5 protein-coding genes are annotated in these 16,381 nt (G+C 69.8%); all 5 read right to left on the reverse strand.

Annotated elements, in window-relative coordinates; translation table 11 throughout:
• Window positions 1–2 precede the first annotated feature (2 nt).
• The 5 genes from AB0B58_RS26195 to AB0B58_RS26215 all read right to left on the reverse strand — a co-directional run bounded on the left by AB0B58_RS26195 (window position 3) and on the right by AB0B58_RS26215 (window position 15,957).
• On the reverse strand, window positions 3–689 hold the full coding sequence (locus tag AB0B58_RS26195; protein ID WP_360228682.1) for a hypothetical protein: 687 nt from the start codon (window positions 687–689) through the stop codon (window positions 3–5).
• Window positions 690–805: 116 nt separating this feature from the next.
• A complete protein-coding gene (gene recD, locus AB0B58_RS26200; RefSeq protein WP_360228685.1) occupies window positions 806–2,656 on the reverse strand; it encodes an exodeoxyribonuclease V subunit alpha in 1,851 nt (616 codons plus the stop codon).
• On the reverse strand, window positions 2,653–5,988 hold the full coding sequence (locus tag AB0B58_RS26205; RefSeq protein WP_360228688.1) for a UvrD-helicase domain-containing protein: 3,336 nt from the start codon (window positions 5,986–5,988) through the stop codon (window positions 2,653–2,655). The genes recD and AB0B58_RS26205 overlap by 4 nt, the downstream gene beginning before the upstream one ends.
• Window positions 5,985–9,305: an exodeoxyribonuclease V subunit gamma gene (gene recC / locus AB0B58_RS26210; protein WP_360228691.1), complete on the reverse strand. Its 3,321-nt coding sequence runs from the start codon at window positions 9,303–9,305 to the stop codon at window positions 5,985–5,987. The genes AB0B58_RS26205 and recC overlap by 4 nt, the downstream gene beginning before the upstream one ends.
• A 1,138-nt stretch (window positions 9,306–10,443) precedes the next feature.
• On the reverse strand, window positions 10,444–15,957 hold the full coding sequence (locus AB0B58_RS26215) for a DUF3320 domain-containing protein (protein WP_360228694.1): 5,514 nt from the start codon (window positions 15,955–15,957) through the stop codon (window positions 10,444–10,446).
• Window positions 15,958–16,381: the final 424 nt, after the last annotated feature.

A 16,381-nucleotide genomic window follows, 5' to 3' on the forward strand; every position in this document is an offset into this window, starting at 1 on the left:
CCCTATGGGAGCAGACCTCCGAATATGGTCACCGCCGTGCGGTTGATCCGACGACCGCAGTCTTGGTACGTCTCGAGGAGGTTGACGCAGCCGCTGCCTACGTAGGCGTACCCGTCGGCGTCGATGGCCGCGACGGTCTCGCCTGCTCTCTCCACCATCCACAGCTGGTAGGGCAGATCGCCTTGGGCGGCGTCCCGCTCCCGGCGCTCGCGACGCTCGACAGCGAGGGGGAACGTCCGGAAGCCGCGCTCGGTCCCGCCGTCCATGCCGCTCGAATCGACGAGCGCGCTGCGAACCGCAAACCATTTCGCGGCGTTGGCTGTCATGCCGGTCAGAGTCGCCGCGACGCGGTAGGCGAGGTTTCGCGGCGTCGCCGCCGGTGTACTGGCCGGCGTCGACAGCCCGGTGGTCTCCTCTGCCTTGCGAATCAGTTCCCCGCTGGGATGGAGAAGTCTGGTGAACTGCCACGCGTCGGCGCCGCTGCGCGGGAAGTGCACGCTGCCTGCTCGGTTGATGCTGATGTAAGGGTCAGTTGATCCATTTCCAAGAGTCACCGAGTCCAGGCAGTCGTACAGGCCGCCACCTGGGTGGGTTTCGAAGATCCACAACTCGGGGTGCCGTCGGGCGAGAGACGCGGCGAACCACCAGGACAGGGCGTGTTTCAGCAGCGGGGAGATGGAGATTTCCACGCCTGGAGTATCCGCCTCTGCCCGGATTGACGTCGGCATACGCCCGACAGAGCCCGCGGTCGATCTGTTCAAAGCGGTGCGCGGCGACGTCGCCGACATCCACACCCGTGAACGACTCACTGAGCAAGAGAATGGCGCAGGCCACTGGCGCGGGTGATGGGTCGTGTGACGGCGGCCCGGATGGCTTGCTCGGTGCCGAGGATGCGGATGTGTGTGCGGGCGCGGGTGATCGCCGTGTAGAGCAGTTCCCGGGTGAGCAACGGCGAGTCGGCGGTTGGCAGGATGAGTGACACCCGTTCGAACTGGCTGCCTTGCCCGCGGTGGACGGTCATGGCGTACACGGTCTGCACGTCCGAGAGCCTGCTCGGTGGAATGAGCACCGGAGCGCTGCCTCGGGCGAACGCTGCTCTGATGCTGTCGCCGACGCGGACGATGACGCCGGTGTCGCCGTTGTACAGGCCGACGTCGTAGTCGTTGGCGGTGATCAGCAAGGGCTGGCCGGGGTACCAGTCGCCGGCGTCGTCGTGGTCGATCTCGTCGGCGAGCCAGGCTTCGATTTCGGCGGTCCAGCGGCTGACGCCGTAGGGGCCGCTGCGGTGTGCGCACAGCAGCCGGTGGGTGTCGAGCCCGCGCAGCGCCGCGTCGACGTCGCCGCGTTGGGCAGCCTCCGTAAGGACCTGTGCCGAGGTCACTATGTCGCGGCGCAGGCCGTCCAGTCCGGTGGGGCGGCGGTGTTCCAGGGTGTCGGTTTCTATGAACTCGACGTCCTCCCAGGCACCGCCGAGCAGGGTGATCACCGTGTCGGCGTCGCCGTCGCGGATGTGGCCGGCGAGTTCGGCGATGGCGCCGCCGAAGCGCCAGGTGTGGTCGAGCACGACGACGCCGTTGACTGTCGGTTCGTCGCCGGTCGATGCGGCGCCGACGTCGGCGAGGCGGTCTTCGAGGGCACGGTCGGGGGTGCCCTGTGCGCGTACCAGGTCGCCGAGGACGGCTCCGGCCTCGACCGAGGCGAGTTGGTCGGGGTCGCCGACGAGGACGAGGCGCGCGTCTGGGCGTACGGCGTCGAGGAGCCGGGCCATCAGGGTCAGCGAGACCATGGAGGTCTCGTCGACGACCACGACGTCGTAGGGCAGCCGGTTGGTGCGGTCGTGCCGGAACCGGGTACGCGAGTCCGGTCGCCGCCCGAGGAGCCGATGCAGGGTCGAGGCGCGCAGGTCGCCGAGCGCGGCACGGTCGCTCTCGGGGAGCTCGGCGGTGACCTGGTGGACGGCCTCTTCGAGCCGGGCGGCGGCCTTGCCTGTGGGTGCGGCCAGCGCGATCCGCAGCGGGCCGCCGGGCTGGTCGTGCAGGACGGCGAGGAGTCGGGCGATGGTGGTGGTCTTGCCGGTGCCGGGGCCGCCGGCGAGCACGGAGACCCAGCGCAGGACGCTGACCGCGGCGGCGCGCCGTTGCCGGCTCGCTTCCGCGGGGAACAGCCGGTCGAGGGCTGCCCGCAGGCGTACCGGATCGACCGGTGGGTCGTTCGCGGCGTGGTGCTGCAGTTCGCGGCGTATCTGGTCTTCCTGGCGCCAGTACCGGTCGAGGTAGAGCAGGTCGTGTGCGAAGCGCAGGGGGCGGCCTGGTGGGGCGTCGGCGTTCGCGGCGGCGAGGGTGCTGCGTTCGCAGGCGGCGCGCCAGTCGTCGGGGTCCGGCCAGGGCAGGGCGGAGACGTCGATGGGTTCTTCGCCTTCGCCGGTGACGGTGTGGCTGACCGTGCCGAGGTCGATGCAGACCGATCCGAGGCGCAGCGCCCGGACGGTGAGGGCGATCGCGAGCCGGACCGGTTCGGCGGGCTCCTTGCCGAGGTCGGCGATGCGGCAGGCGGTGTGGACGTCGGCGAGGTTGAGCACGCCGGCCGTGTTGAAGGTTTGCAGGATGCCGGTGGCGCGTCGCGCCAGCCGCAGGTCGGGCTCGATTGAGGTGGTCATCGGGGGCCGCCGTCGAGCAGCGTGGAAAGGTCCTCGACGAGCCTGGCCGGTGGCCGCCAAGAGAACACGCCGCGCGGTACGCCGTCGGCGGCGGGGGTTTGCGGGCCTGCCATGCCGCGCAGGAACAGGTAGAGCACGCCGCCGAGGTGCCGGTCGGGCTGGTAGTCGGGTTGGCGCCAGCGCAGGTAGCGGTGCAGGGCCACCGCGTAGAGCAGGGCCTGCAGCGGGTAGTGCGCGGCGATCATCGCCTGGGTGAGAGCGGCGGCCCGGTAATGCGTGGTGGTCAGGGGCAGCGGGCCGGTGGGTCCGATGTCGCCGAGCCAGTTCGTCTTGTAGTCCACGACCAGGTAGCGCGTCTCGCCGTCCACCTGGGTGCGTAGGACGGCGTCGATGCTGCCGGCGAGGTAGCCGCGCAGCCGCTGGGCGCCGAGTGCGGGTGTCTGCAGCAGGTCCGGGTAGGCGGTCAGCGGATCGTCGGGGTCGAGGTGGCGGCCGATCAGCCGGCCGACGTCGGCGAGGGTGATCCGGTTTCCGGAACGGGGTCGGTCGCCGCCGTCGAGGGGTAATTCGAAGTCGAGTTCGGTGAGGCGGTCGCGGGTGGCGATGTCGGCGAGACTGCGGTTGCCGGCGAGTGGCCCGAGGGGTGTCTGCAGGGCGGGCAGGAGGGCGGCGGCCAGGGTGTCCGGCTCGAGCCGTCCGGGTTGCTGACGGAGTTGTTCGTGGGTCCGGGTGGTGAGTTCGGTCAGCAGGTCGGGTGCGGTGGGGTCGGTGTTCTCGAGGATGGCGTGCACGGTGGTGCCGAAGGCGGCGCCGCTGGGTAGGTCTGCCATCGGCGACGGAAGTTCGGCCGGTTCCTGGTCCGCGGTGGTGATCGCGTTGGTGGGCATTGCCTCGTCGTCGTGGTGGCGGTGTCCCGGCTCGCTGCCGACGGCGGGGGCATCGTGCGCGGCCGCAGTGAGCCGGGAGTACGAGGTGCGCTGCCAGGCGGTGTCCAGGTGCCGGGCGAAGACAGCTGCAGTCAGGTCCGGGCCGGGTTCCGCCGTCGGCGTCCATCGGGTGGGCTCGGTGGGGACAACCGGCTCCACGGCCAGGTGTGGTGAGGCCAGGTCCCGCAGGGCCGCGAGCGCGGCGGCGTCGGCGGGCACGGGGTACCTGTCCTGCGGGGCGGTGCCCGGGGCGGGCCGGCCGATCAGCAGCCGGTGCAGCGCGGACGCCCCGGTGTTGGCGGTCGGGGCCCACCAGGTGACGACCTGGGACTGTGCGCGGGTCAGGGCGACGTACAGCAGCCGCAGGTCTTCGCCGGCGTCCTCGGCGTGGTGCCGGCGCTGGCTCTCGGCGAAGCCGCCGCCGGTGGCGCCGCCGACGTCTCGTACTCGTGCTCCGGCGTCGTCGTGCAGCAGGGGCACCTCCGGGTCGGAGACGTGCCGGTCCCAGCCGAACGGTACGTACACCACCGGGTACTCCAAGCCTTTGCTGGTGTGCACGGTGATGACCTGGACCGCGTCGGCGTCGGACTCGAGCCGCCGGCCGCGTTCGACGCTGGTGTCGCGGTCGGCCTCGTCGATTCGGTGGCGCAGCCATTCGACGGTGGCGGCCAGTCCGAGCAGGCCGTCGACGGCGGCGGTGTGCAGCGCCAGCCCGATGTGCCGCAGGTCGGTGAAGCGGCGTTCGCCGGATCTCTGGGCGAGCAGCCGGGCGGGCAGACCGGCCGCGGTGATCGTCTCCGCCAGTGCCGCGACGCCACGCTGCGCGAGCACAGCGGCCCAGCGGCGCAGCGTGATACCCAGCTCGTCAAGGTCGGTTTCGGTGGCGTTCGCGAGGCGTTGCGGTGACCAGCCGACGAGGTCGGTGAGGGCGGCCGCGGCTGCCCGGGTGGCGCGGTGTGGTTGTTCGAGGGCTTCGAGCAGGGCCAGCCAGTCGCGGGCGGCGGGAGTGGCGAACACGCTGGTGGTGCCGGCGAGGACCGCCGGGACGTCGACCGCGGCGAGGGCTTCGCGTACTTGCACGCTTTGGCGGTTGGTGCGGCACAGCACGGCGATGTCGCCGGGCCGCAGCGGCCGGTCGGCGATCCGGGCCTTGCTCGCGAGCAGCGCGGCGATGTCGCGTCCCACGTCGGCGGCGACGGCGGTGCGGGCGTCGTCGACGGCGGCGAGTCCCGACTTGTTGAGCCGCAGTCCGTCGCGGGCCAGGACCCGGATCCGCAGCGGGGCGTTCGCCGGTGCTCCGCTCAGGCGTGGGGCGGGCTGGGCCGCGCGTACGGGGTGGACGGTGATGCGTTCGTCGCCGAGGGCTGTATCGCCGTAGACGGTGTCGAGGGCGGTGATCAGCGGCTGGTCGCTGCGCCAGTTGACGGCGAGGGTGGCGTGGGTGCCGGCGGTGCCGGCGGCGGAGAGGTAGCTGACGACGTCGGCGCCGCGGAAAGCGTAAATGGCCTGTTTCGGGTCGCCGATGAGGATGAGCGTGGTGTGGCCGTGGAAGGCGGTGCGCAGGATGTCCCACTGGACCGGGTCGGTGTCTTGGAACTCGTCGACGAGCACCACCTTGTACCGCTCGCGCAGGCGGTGGCAGGCTGCGGGGCCGTGTACCGGGTCGGTGAGGGCGGCGGCGAGGCCGGTGAGCATGTCGTCGTAGCCGAACATTCGCCGACGGCGTTTGCGGAGCGTGACCTCGGCGCGGACGGCTGTCGCGAAGCGGTACCGGGCTTCGGCCTCGCTGCCGGATTCCGCGTCGGCCGGTGCCAGGCGGGCCTGGCTGTCGCCGACGGCGGCACGGGCGATCGTCAGCGCGGCGGCCCGGCCGAACGGTGGACCGGCGGCGCCCGGTACGGCGTACTTGCGCAGGTAGAGGTCGTCGACGACCTCGGTGATCAGGTCGTCGAGGTCCTCGACGAACACGGCGTCCGGGTCGCTGTCGGCGGCCAGGCCGAGACCGGCGCGCATCTGCTGACAGAACTGGTGGGTGGTCGCGATCGTGGCCGCGTCGAAGTCCGCGAGCGCCGCCGCGAGCCGCCTCCTGCGACAGGCGGCCTCGGCGTCATTGACGTCGGCCAGTTTGGCGAGCACGGTGTCGTCCGACGCGCGTGCGCGGGCCGGATCGGCCAGGCCGCGTTCCGCGCTGACCAGGCGTTCCCGGACCCGCTCGCGTAGTTCCGCGGTCGCGGCCCGGCCGAAGGTCACCAGCATGAGCCGGGGCAGGTCCGCGATGCCCTCCGCGACGTAGCGGGCGGCGAGCGCCGCGATGGTGAACGTCTTGCCGGTGCCGGCGCTGGCTTCCAGCACGGTCGTGCCGGCGGGCAGCGCGCAGCAGACGTCGAAGGCCGGCACCGTCGTCATAGCTGCTTCAGCTCCTCCGCGGCCAGCAGCGGCTCCCACAACCGCATCGCCAGCGCCCCGAACTGGGTCGGCTCCGCGGTGCCGTCACCGGTCGCGGGCGTGGCGAGCAGCGCGTCGAGCGGGGCCGCGTCGCCCCAGACCAGGGTGTGGCCCGGGTCGTCGTTCTCCCCGCCGCCGCTGAAGCTGGCCCACTGCAGGCGGGCCTTGGCCAGCGCGTCCTGCGCGGGGCTGCCCTTACGGCGGCATTGGGCGTACGCGTGGGAGGTTTTGAGGGCGAGCGGGAGCGGCTGGCACTGGCCCTCGTCGCTCAGGTCGACCAGCGCGGCCAGCAGCGTGGTGGCGTCTTTGGGGCCGACCGGCCCGAGGGTGGAGCGGCTCAGCCCGCGATAGCCGCGACCGATGGTCACCGCCCGCCACGCATGATCCGGTCTGCTCGCCGCCAGCGCGAGCAGGCTCACCCATGCCCGCAGCCGATGCTTCGGCCCGAGGTTCGAGTACACCACGGAGACGATCGTGTGGTCGTGGACCCCGCTGACCGTGCCCGCCACGGTGCGACCGCCGGGCAGCTCGGCCAGGACGTCGAGGGCCTCAGGTTCACCGACCCGGTACGGTTCCGCGGCGGTGACGAGCCGCTCCACCTGCGCAGCCAAGTCGGTCAGGAGCCGCCTGCCCAGGGCGCCCGGCGGGACCGCGCCGCGCCGCCACTCCGCCTGAACGCACCGTTCCGAGTCGGCGCCGGCAAGCCGGGCCCGCAGCAGCCGGTCGCCGACCGCCCATGTGGCCAGGCCGTCCAGCTCGACCGGCAGCCCGTCGGCCGGGTCCTCATCGGCGGAGAAGAACGAGACGGTGAGCCGTCGGCGCAGGAACGCGCGTACGGGATGGTCCAGAAACCTGGTGAGCTCGATGAGCGGGACCACCGCGTTGTCGCCTGCCGGAGGCAGCGGGCCGGACAGGAACGGCGGCGGCGCCTGCTGGGGGCCGGCCGCCGCCTGCGCTCCCGCCAGTGCCGCGCGGTCGTGGCTGAACGGGCCCGGGACGCCCAGCGCGCGCGGGGTGAAGTTCCGGGCTGCGAACGGCTGCAGCGGGTGACGCACGAGCACCTGCTCGTGCCCGGGCCGGCCGTCGGTGCTGCGAACGCTGCGGTCGATGGTGTCGAGCAGCTCACCCAGCGGGACCGCGGGTGGGCGGCGGGCGTTGGTGCGCTCGTCGGCGCCCGCGTAGAGCAGCACGAGATGATCGGTTGCGCACATCACCGCGTCGAGCAGCAGCTGCCGGTCCTCGCCGCGGACGTCACGCTCCCCCACCCGCGGGTTGCGGGTGAGCACGTCGTCGCCGTCGACGCCGGGGCTACGGGGGAACACGCCGTCGTCGAGACCGAGGACGCAGACGACGCGGTGCGGCACCGAGCGCATCGGCACCATCGTGCACATCGTCAGGTCGCCGGTGCGGAAGTTCGCGCGGGTCGGGCGTCCGCCGAGCCGCTCCCCTACCAGCGACCGTAGGTCAGGCAGCGACAACGGTGCCGTGCCTGCGACGGCAGCCACCTCGGCGAGCTCCGCGCGCAGCTGTTCGCCCTGCCAGGCGTCGGCGTCCGGGATCGCGGTCAGCGCTTCGACACCCGCCACGATGACGTCCAGCCATTCAGGCAGCGGGCGCTGTCCGGAGAGGCCAGCCAGGGTTCCGGCGAGGCGGTCCACCAGTTCGGCGAGGCGACCGACCAGCTCCACGTCGCCGGAATCCACGTCGTCGAGCGGCAGTGCCAGGTCGAGCCAACACAGGTCCTCTTCAGACATGGCGACGCCGAGCACGATGCGGTCCAGGCCCGCGGCCCACGTGTTGGGTCGGATCGCGCCGAGCTGGAACCGCGCGCGGTGATCGCCGTCGAGGCCCCATCGCACGCCCGCGTCGACGACCAGGTCGCGCATACGCTCCAGGTCATCGTCGGCGAGCCGGAACCGGCGGCGGACCGGCGGTGAGGCCGCGAAGTCGAGGACCTGCGCGGCCGTGACGCGGGAGTCAGCCAGGTCGAGGAGCTCGGTGACCACGCCGAGCAGCGGGTTGACCCGATCGAGGGCCCGGTCGGCGAGGCGTACCCGCAGCCCGTGACCCGGATGGGTGGAGTCGTCGCCGAGGCCGAAGGTCGCCGAGATCAGCGGGGCGAACGTCTCGATGTCGGGGCACATGACCAGCACGTCGCGTGGTTCCAGGTCGGGATGTGCGGTGAGCAGCCCGAGGATGACCTCTCGCAGGACCTCCACCTGCCGGGCGGCGCCGTGGCAGGCGTGCACCTGCACGCTGCGGTCGGCCGGGTCCAGCGGTGGCGGATCGTCGGGCGGTTCGTCGCGTGCCACGGCCTGCTGGATGCGGCCGAGGAGTGTGTCCGGCCGTGCCAGCGGCTGCCCGGGGCGATCGGCCGGGTCCGAGCCGAGGACCAGCTGAAGTTCGCGGGTGTCGCGGCCGAGGGAGGCCAGCAGCGGGTGCCGCGGCAGGTCACGGGTCGGGTCGGCGGCCCGTGCGGGGAGGGCCGCTGCTTTCGCGTACGGGCGTAGTCGTTCCCAGAGCACCGGCGACGGATGTGGGAGCCATAGGTGTACCTCCCGTTGCGCGGCGAGGGCGGTGAGGACGGCGAGGTGTGCGGCAGGCAGGCGGGTGGGGCCGAAAATGGACAGCCGTTGCGGGAGCGGGCAGCGATCTGGATGCTCGCGCAGTACCTGGCACACCTCGGGAAGCCGCTCAGCCGGGCTCGGCAGTGGCATCTGCTTGCGCAGGCGCCGCCACAGTTCGGCCTGCCAGCGCAGATCCGCAGGGAGCACGCCGCCAACACCGTCGGCGTCTTCGCCGGCCGACCAACAGGTGAGCAGGTCTGGGCGCTGCTGGCCGTAGGAGTCGAACAGGGCGGCGACGTGCCGGGCGGTGGCATACCGGCGGCCATTCCGGATCGGGTCGCCGTCGAGCATTCCGAGGTATGCGCCGAGGGCGGCGCACCACGGCTCGGTCGCGCAGTGGTCGATGAGATCCAGTAGGACCCACACCAGCCGATTCGGATTCCACGGGTCAGCTTCCACTGCTCCGGCGGCGGCGACCGCCTGCTCGACCATCGTCGAGACCGGCGGGAACACCATATTCGCGCAGACGCCGGCACCCGGCCTGTCGGTGCCGAGGAGGTGAGAGAGACGCTGAGCGAGCCACCGTTCGACGCCCTTCGAGGGGACGCTGATCACCTCGGCGGCGAACGGGTCCGCCAGGGGGTCACGCAGCTGCGCGGCCAGGCCGTCTGCCAGCTGGTCCGCCCGCTCAGCCCGATGTATGTGGAGCACCTCAGCCGCCGGGGTGCGCCTCGACCTCGCGCCATGCGCGAGCCGGTCGGATGGCGTCCGCTGCCGACCGACGTAAACGCGCCGGATTTCGCCCCCGGCTGATCACATAGACCATGCGTGCTTCGCCCCCGAACATCTCACGCAAACAGTAGCCCGAAATCACCTAATCGCCGCTTAGATCCCATCCGTTGATTCGGCTGTGCGAGTCACTTCGCGTGAGCATCCTAGGAGGATGGGCTGATTATTCCTCGCACCGAGACACTCCCGATTGGGCTGGCGTCGATGCGGACTCGTAGTGCGCGCTGCCACCACGCCTCATTACCGTTTATCGGCGGCGCCCCAGGCCAGGCAGTCCGCCGCGTACCACCTGCAGGCGTGCAGGTGGTACGACGCTCGAGAGCTGTCCCGTACGAGCAACCCGCGGCGCAACCTGTCCTCCGGCCAGGGCGGCGGAGCGGATGGTGCAGCACTCGCGGCACAAGGCAACTCCGGGCGGGCGCCGCGGCCAGACGGTAGCGGCCAGCGTGAACCGTCGTCCGCACATGGCGCGCAGGCGCAGGCTGGGATGCGGTTGATGGAGAAGGCGACTGGACTGTCTCTCCGTCAGAACGACCCAGCCCGGTGCGTGCCAGGGATTTGTTGAGGTCGTGGTGGCAACATCGGCACGTCGTGGCGCAGGGGTGACCCGCGCCTCCGGCTCAGGCAGGCGTGTTCGCGCTGGCCCGGGGTGCCGGAGGTCAGCGCTCATTCGCCGGCGCGGCTTGCCGCGTGCCCGCTGGCGGGGAAACGCGTCTTTGCGGCGCACAGGCCGAGGTGCTGTCGGTATCGGCGCGCTTTCCGGCGCCGCCCCGATCGGGGCGAGCAGAACAGTGAAGCGTGCCGAGCAAAGGGCGCAGGGGAACCCGGCTTGCTGCGGTGATTCAGAGCGATCGTCGACCGGAATTTGCCGGTCACACAGCGTCCATCCTGAACGGTCCGGATCGGTACGGTGTCGGGTGCGACTGCTATCGGCGCCCGGAAGCGACACCCACGCGCTACGCTTCGCCTCCACCATCATCACTCTACGCGTGGAGCGGGAGATGGTGAGGCTCGGCTTTGTGGTGAAGTCGAGCCAGCAAAATAGACTGGTCCTACCGGGTCAGAGCTCGTTCGCCACGCTGGGGTTGAGCGCCAAGCTGATGTCGTTGGCGATGAGCACACCTTCGTCGACCAGGCGATCGATGAGTTGGTCAAGCCGCCGGGAGATGTCTGGTCCACGCCGGGTCCAACCGTAGAGCCTTGCCACGTACGCAGTCAGTTCGTCGCGGGCCACGCCACCAGCGTCGCGGACCAGGTTCGTCAAGGCGAGCGTCAACTCATCGTCGTGGACCTGCTCCACGCTGCGGCTGAAGCCGTCGATGGGGCTACGAACCTCAGTGACGATAGTCCCAGGTGCGCGGACGAAGTCCCCATCGCGGTCGAGGTGGGCTTGGCGGATCGCGGTGTCGATATTCTCCCGAATTCGGGAGCCGATCCGGCCGATGCCCCAGCTGTCGCGCAGTCGCTGGTGGATGACCGTGATGTGCACCGGCCCCTCGACGGCGGCGATCTGGGTGACGCCGGTCTGCATGGCGTGGGCACTGCCGGGCTCGCCCGGGTCGGCCCAGTGCGGCAAGCGGCCCACGGTCGCGGTTCGGTATGGCGTCACCCAGTCTGGCTGAAGGTTCTGAGCAGCTGCCTCGGTGGTGATGGCGGGGCGCTCGATCACGTCCTCCATCGCGGACAACAGCCCACGTACGGGGGCGGCGACGGCCTTCTCGATCTCTGCTCGTAGGCGTTGCTCTTCGCCGAGGCGGTTGCGATACCAGGCGGTGCCCCAGATGCGGTGCAGCCTCCACCCGAGGCCGCGGAGCACCTGATCACGCAGCCGGTCCCGGTCCCGGGCGACCTTGGAGGAGTGGTACTGGAATCCGTCGCATTCGACGCCCAGTACGTAGACGCCGGGACGGTCCGGGTGACGCACGCCCATGTCGATCCGGTAGCCGGCGGCGCCGACCTGCGGAGTGACCTCGTAGCCCCAGGAGCGGATCACGGAGATGACGGATTCCTCGAAGGGCGATTCCGCGTCGCCGCCGGTGCTGGTGTCCAGCGCCAGTGCCGCGATGCCGCGCTCGGCGTAGTCCAGATAGCGGCGCAGGTGCCGCAGTCCTTCGCTGCCGGCGGAGGCGACGATGTCGGAGGCCCGCACGCTGGAGACGACTTCGTTGCGGTAGCGGGCTCGGGTGATGGCGACGTTCAGGCGCCGCCAGCCACCTTGGCGGTTCAGCGGGCCGAAGTTCATCGTGGTCTTGCCGGCCTCGTCCGGGCCGTACCCGATCGAGAAGATCATGACGTCGCGTTCGTCGCCCTGTACGGACTCCAGGTTCTTGACGAAGAAGCCGCCGAGCCGATCGTCGGTGAAGAACCTGTCCAGTTCCGGACGGGCAAGGCGTGCCTGTTCCACGGCGTGCTCGATGGCCGCGGCCTGGGATTCGGAGAAGCTGACCACACCGAGGGTGAGGTGCGGGCGGGCGGTGAAGTGGTGGATAACCCGTTCGGCGACCTTGGCTGCTTCGATCGGGTTGTCGCGCGATGACCCGCGCCGGTAGGTGCCTGCGGCAGGGAAGAGTTCCACGCCGACGTCCGGTCCGATGTCCTCGGCGCCGGGGAAGGTGATGAGCCGGCCTTTGTAGAACGACGAGTTGGAGAAGGCAATGAGCGCCTCGTGCCGGGATCGGTAGTGCCAGCGCAGCGTGAGCGCCTGGAACTCCGCGGAACCCTTCATGAGGTCCAGGACGGACTCGAAGTCGACACCGTCCTCGGCCTCCTCGTCCCACTCATCGCTGTCGTCGGCGACGCCGGCCGTGAAGAAGCTGGTCGGCGGTAGCTGCTTCTGGTCACCTGCGGTGATCAGAGCGTCGCCTCGGTAGATGCAATTGACGGCGTCAGCCGGCGCGACCTGGCTTGCCTCGTCGAAGATGACGACGTCGAATCGCATGTCGGACGGGAGGTACTGGCTGACTGCCAGCGGAGACATCATGAAGCACGGCTTGATCGCCTGGGTGACATTCCGCGTGCGTTCCAACAGCAGCCGTACCGGCATGTGCTTCTTTTTCTTGCCGGCTTCGCGGCGGATGATGCCCGACTCGCCCAGATTGTTGCGGGGGCGGCTGGCATTGCAGGCGGTGATGATCCGCGAGGTCGCCGCCGAGATGAGTGCACGGTCGAGTTTGCGGTACTCGGCCACGAGTGAGTCGCGGTCCTCTGCCCGTACGACGCGCAGGGCGACCTCCTGCTGCAGGTGATGGTCGGCCCATTCCTGCAGCAGAGCACGCTCGAGGACCAGTGGCACATGCTCGGCGCGCAGGTCCTCGGTGATGCAGAAGTCGATGGCGGTCTCGAGTCCTACCTCGGCGAGCTCAGCGCGGGCAGCTTGGTATGCGAACCATTCGTCCTGTCCGGCGCTGTCCTCGCGCAACGCGGCGATGAGATCGGCCGCCTCCGTGTAGTCGTCGAGGTCGAAGCCGAGTTCTGTGCCCCTGCCTGGTTCGAAGGCCGCCAATAGCTCGGCGCGAGCCGCAGCCCACCGCCGTTGGAGGTCGTCCAGCTGTGGCGTCGGGACAATGTTCTCCAGGGCCGCCGCCTGGGCGTCGGTCAACGGGACATCGATTCCGGTGCTGCAGGTGCGCATCTGGGTGGCCCAGTCCAAGGCCGTATATGCGGCAGGAAGGTCGGTCTGCTCGCCGGTGTACAGCGAACCGAGGGTCGACGAGTAGTCGTGGCCGCGTGAGGCGAGCGCGGCTAGGGCCTCGTCGACGGATGCGCGCAACTGCAGCAGGTGACGAGATTCGGCGACGGTGAGCTGCCGGTGCACCGCCTGGCTGACGGTCCCGGCCAGCGCAGCCACCGACCGCAGCGGGGCCAGGTGGCTGTTCAGCCATCCGGCCGCCTCCGCAATGGGGAGCAGCATCAGCTCTGGCCTCGCAGCCGGCAGTGGTTCCGGTGCCAGGCGCGACTGCCATTCCTGCAGCCGTGCGCGTGTGTCGTCGGCGACGGTGAGCACGGTGGTGTTGGGCGAGGTGTCACGGGCGATGTGATCGGTAATTTTCCGTAGGTCGCTGGTGCGGGCCTGGCGGATCGCGGTGTCTGCCGTCACCAATGCCCGGGAGATCCGAAGGAAGTCGGTGGATCGGCCGTCGTAGCGGGTACCGAGGGCCGCCGCGTGCCGTGTTTCGGCCTCGGTGAGTGCGGCTGCGGCCTGCTTCCAGGCGATCGCCACCGGCAGCCGGTCGCGGGCCGCCTTCCATTCCACGCCGGCACGGGTGAACGTCGCCAGCGCACGTTTGTCGGTGCGGTAGGCACTGCTGAGCTTCTTCAGGCCCCGGTGCTGCTGCACGAAGCGGTGTGCCAGTCCTTCGACGTCGGCCGCGAGCGCGGCATCGGTGAAGTGCGTAGCTGCGGCCTTCTCAGCCTCGAGCAGCGTGGCGACTGCCTGCTGCAGCGTTTGCGCGGCCTGGGTCGCAGCGGCATGGCCCTCGGTGGACAGCCACGCCCGTTCGGGTCGGTCGTCGCTGCGGCCGAGGCCGGCCACCGTCAGAGTCGCCTCGGCATCGTCGAACGACGCTACGGGCGGCAGCCCGAGCATGACGGTAAGTCCGTTGAGCGAGCGGCTGGTGGCCTGCAGTGTTTCGGCGTCAGGCTGGAACGTGTCGGCAAGAATCGTGGCCTGTTGCGAGGTCAGCGACGCGAGGTGCACGGGTGCGATGGTGAGGCTCTCCAACGCGGATGTGTCGAGTTCCGGCATGCTGTCCGCAGTGGGAAGCTCGGACCAGGGCACACCGGCGGCACGGTTGGCGGCTTCCTGCCGATCGGCAAGGTCTCGGAGTTCTGCCGTGAGCCGGTCTGCCGATTCCTTGGCAGAGTCGAGGTGAGCAGCAACCAACCACTGCTGAGGAACGCCGAATGGCCGCACCGCACAAGTGGCGACAATCCGTGCGAGTTCGGACGCCTGACACAGCCGGCTGACGTCGAACGCCGCGGCCAGTGGCGCATAGGCCGTAGTGATGCCCTTCAACGCATCGAGTGCTGAGGCGGCTCCGTAAAGACAGGCGTCCAGGGAGCCGCGATGGGTGACGCCACGCCAGACGAACGAACGTCCTTGCGTTGCGGGGCGCCAGGCCCGAGCCAACGCCGCAGCCGTTCCCCTCACGGTTCCGAACATCTCGACGGTCAAATCGACCGGTGCGATGCCGCTCATCGGAGCTGCGGGAACATGATGCAGGTTGGCGATCATGCCGAGGACATCGTGCAACGAATAGTTGAGCGGTGCCCGCGGTACGTTCATGGCCTCGGCGTACGCGTTCAGTTCACCGCGGCGGCGGCGGGCGTTGTCCAGATCGATGTCGCTCATCCCGCTCGGGGCAACCGGAACGGACTCCAATGCCTGCCCCAGCGCCGACGCCACTTCCTTTCGCGTCGCCTTATGCGAGTGCAACTCCAGCAGGTAGGCGCTGAGCCCGACGTCGTGGAGCCGGTTCCGGACCACTTCAAGCGCCGCGGCCTTCTCAGAGACGAACAGCACCCGCTTGCCGGCATGCAGAAGCACTCCGATCATGTTCGCGATGGTCTGCGATTTGCCGGTTCCAGGGGGACCGTCCATGACGAACGAACGGCCGGCCAGCGCGGCGGCGATGCTGGACCGCTGCGAGGAGTCAGCGTCGAGCACCAGCGGGACCTGCTCCGCCGGCATGTCCTGGTCGATCCGCGCTTCGGGTAGCTCGTCGAAGAGGAAGCCGCCGCCTCCCGAGCCTCGCCCACCGGTCGCCAGCCCTTGGATCACCGGATGCTCGGCGATTGCCGCCTCGTTGTCGAGCAGGTCGCGGTACATCGCCTCCTTGGCAAACGAGAAGTAGGAGAGCGTGACTTCGTCGTTCACACGCCAGTCGGCGTGATCAGCTACTGCGGTCTTGACCTCGGCCAGCAGGTCGGCGTAGGCGATGTCCTCGAGTTCGTCGATGTCCGGCAGCGTGACCATGAGCTGGTTCAGTTTCAGCGTCAGCGCCGGGTTGACGACGGGGTCTTCGTCCGCGCGTTCCAGCAAGGGCAGCTGTCGCGCTCCGGTCGAAACGAGCCGGACCGGGACGAGCAGCAACGGACTGGTGTACCGGGCCTTGTCACCATCGGTCCAGGTGAGTGACCCGAACGCGAGATAGAGGATCCACAGCCCGCGGTCCAGGAACTCCTGGTTCGACCGGCGCATGAGGTTGCGAAGTGCCGCGCTGAGATCACTGACCGGCTTGTCCGTGTGGAGAACATCCAACCGGGAACGCTTGCCCGGCGCGCCGAGATCACCTTCGGCGAGCGCCGGGCTCGACTCGGTCGCAACACCATCGGGCCCATCGTCAGCCTCGTCCGCGGGACGGAAGACGAAGTCGCGGCCGGCACTCAAACCAGCGAGGACCTCTTCGGAGGCCGGACTGAGCACCCGGACCGCGCCAGTCTTGCTCAGCCGAAAGTTGAGAAGCCGGTTGGTGCCAGAGAGGTTGATGAGGCTGTCACGCCATTGACGAATAGTCGCCTGCAGCAGCCGATCCTTCGCGGAAGGGTGGTCGATCATGCCGGCGTTGCCGCCCATTCAAATCTCCCCATCCGCACTGCTTCGTCGTGAGGCTTCCGACCGCGCAGCTGCTGGCCAGCTACCTGTCAGGGTCAGGACGCTCCGCGTGCCGTAACGATGTCGCTCGGGGCAAAGAATCGGCTTCGGACGACGCAGGTTTAGTGACCGGCGCCGCGTAGTGGCCACAGCGCATGCAACACCCGCGAACAGTGATGTTCCTCACGGTAATCGACCGCTTCGAGGCCGCATTGCTGTTGTGTGCGCATGACCGTTGGCCGGCCGGCCGCCCGGCCGAGCCGCGGGGGCACGGGAGGCGGCAAGGTCCCCCTCGAACACGTAAATGATCTTGTGGCACTTGGAACTTCACCTGGCCATTCCCCAGGTGCACCGACCGACGCGACAGCATCGACAGGGCATCAAGTGCTGGCACCGCTTCGTCGAC

It is taken from the genome of Actinoplanes sp. NPDC049118, from assembly GCF_040648555.1.
Classification (GTDB): Bacteria; Actinomycetota; Actinomycetes; order Mycobacteriales; family Micromonosporaceae; genus Actinoplanes.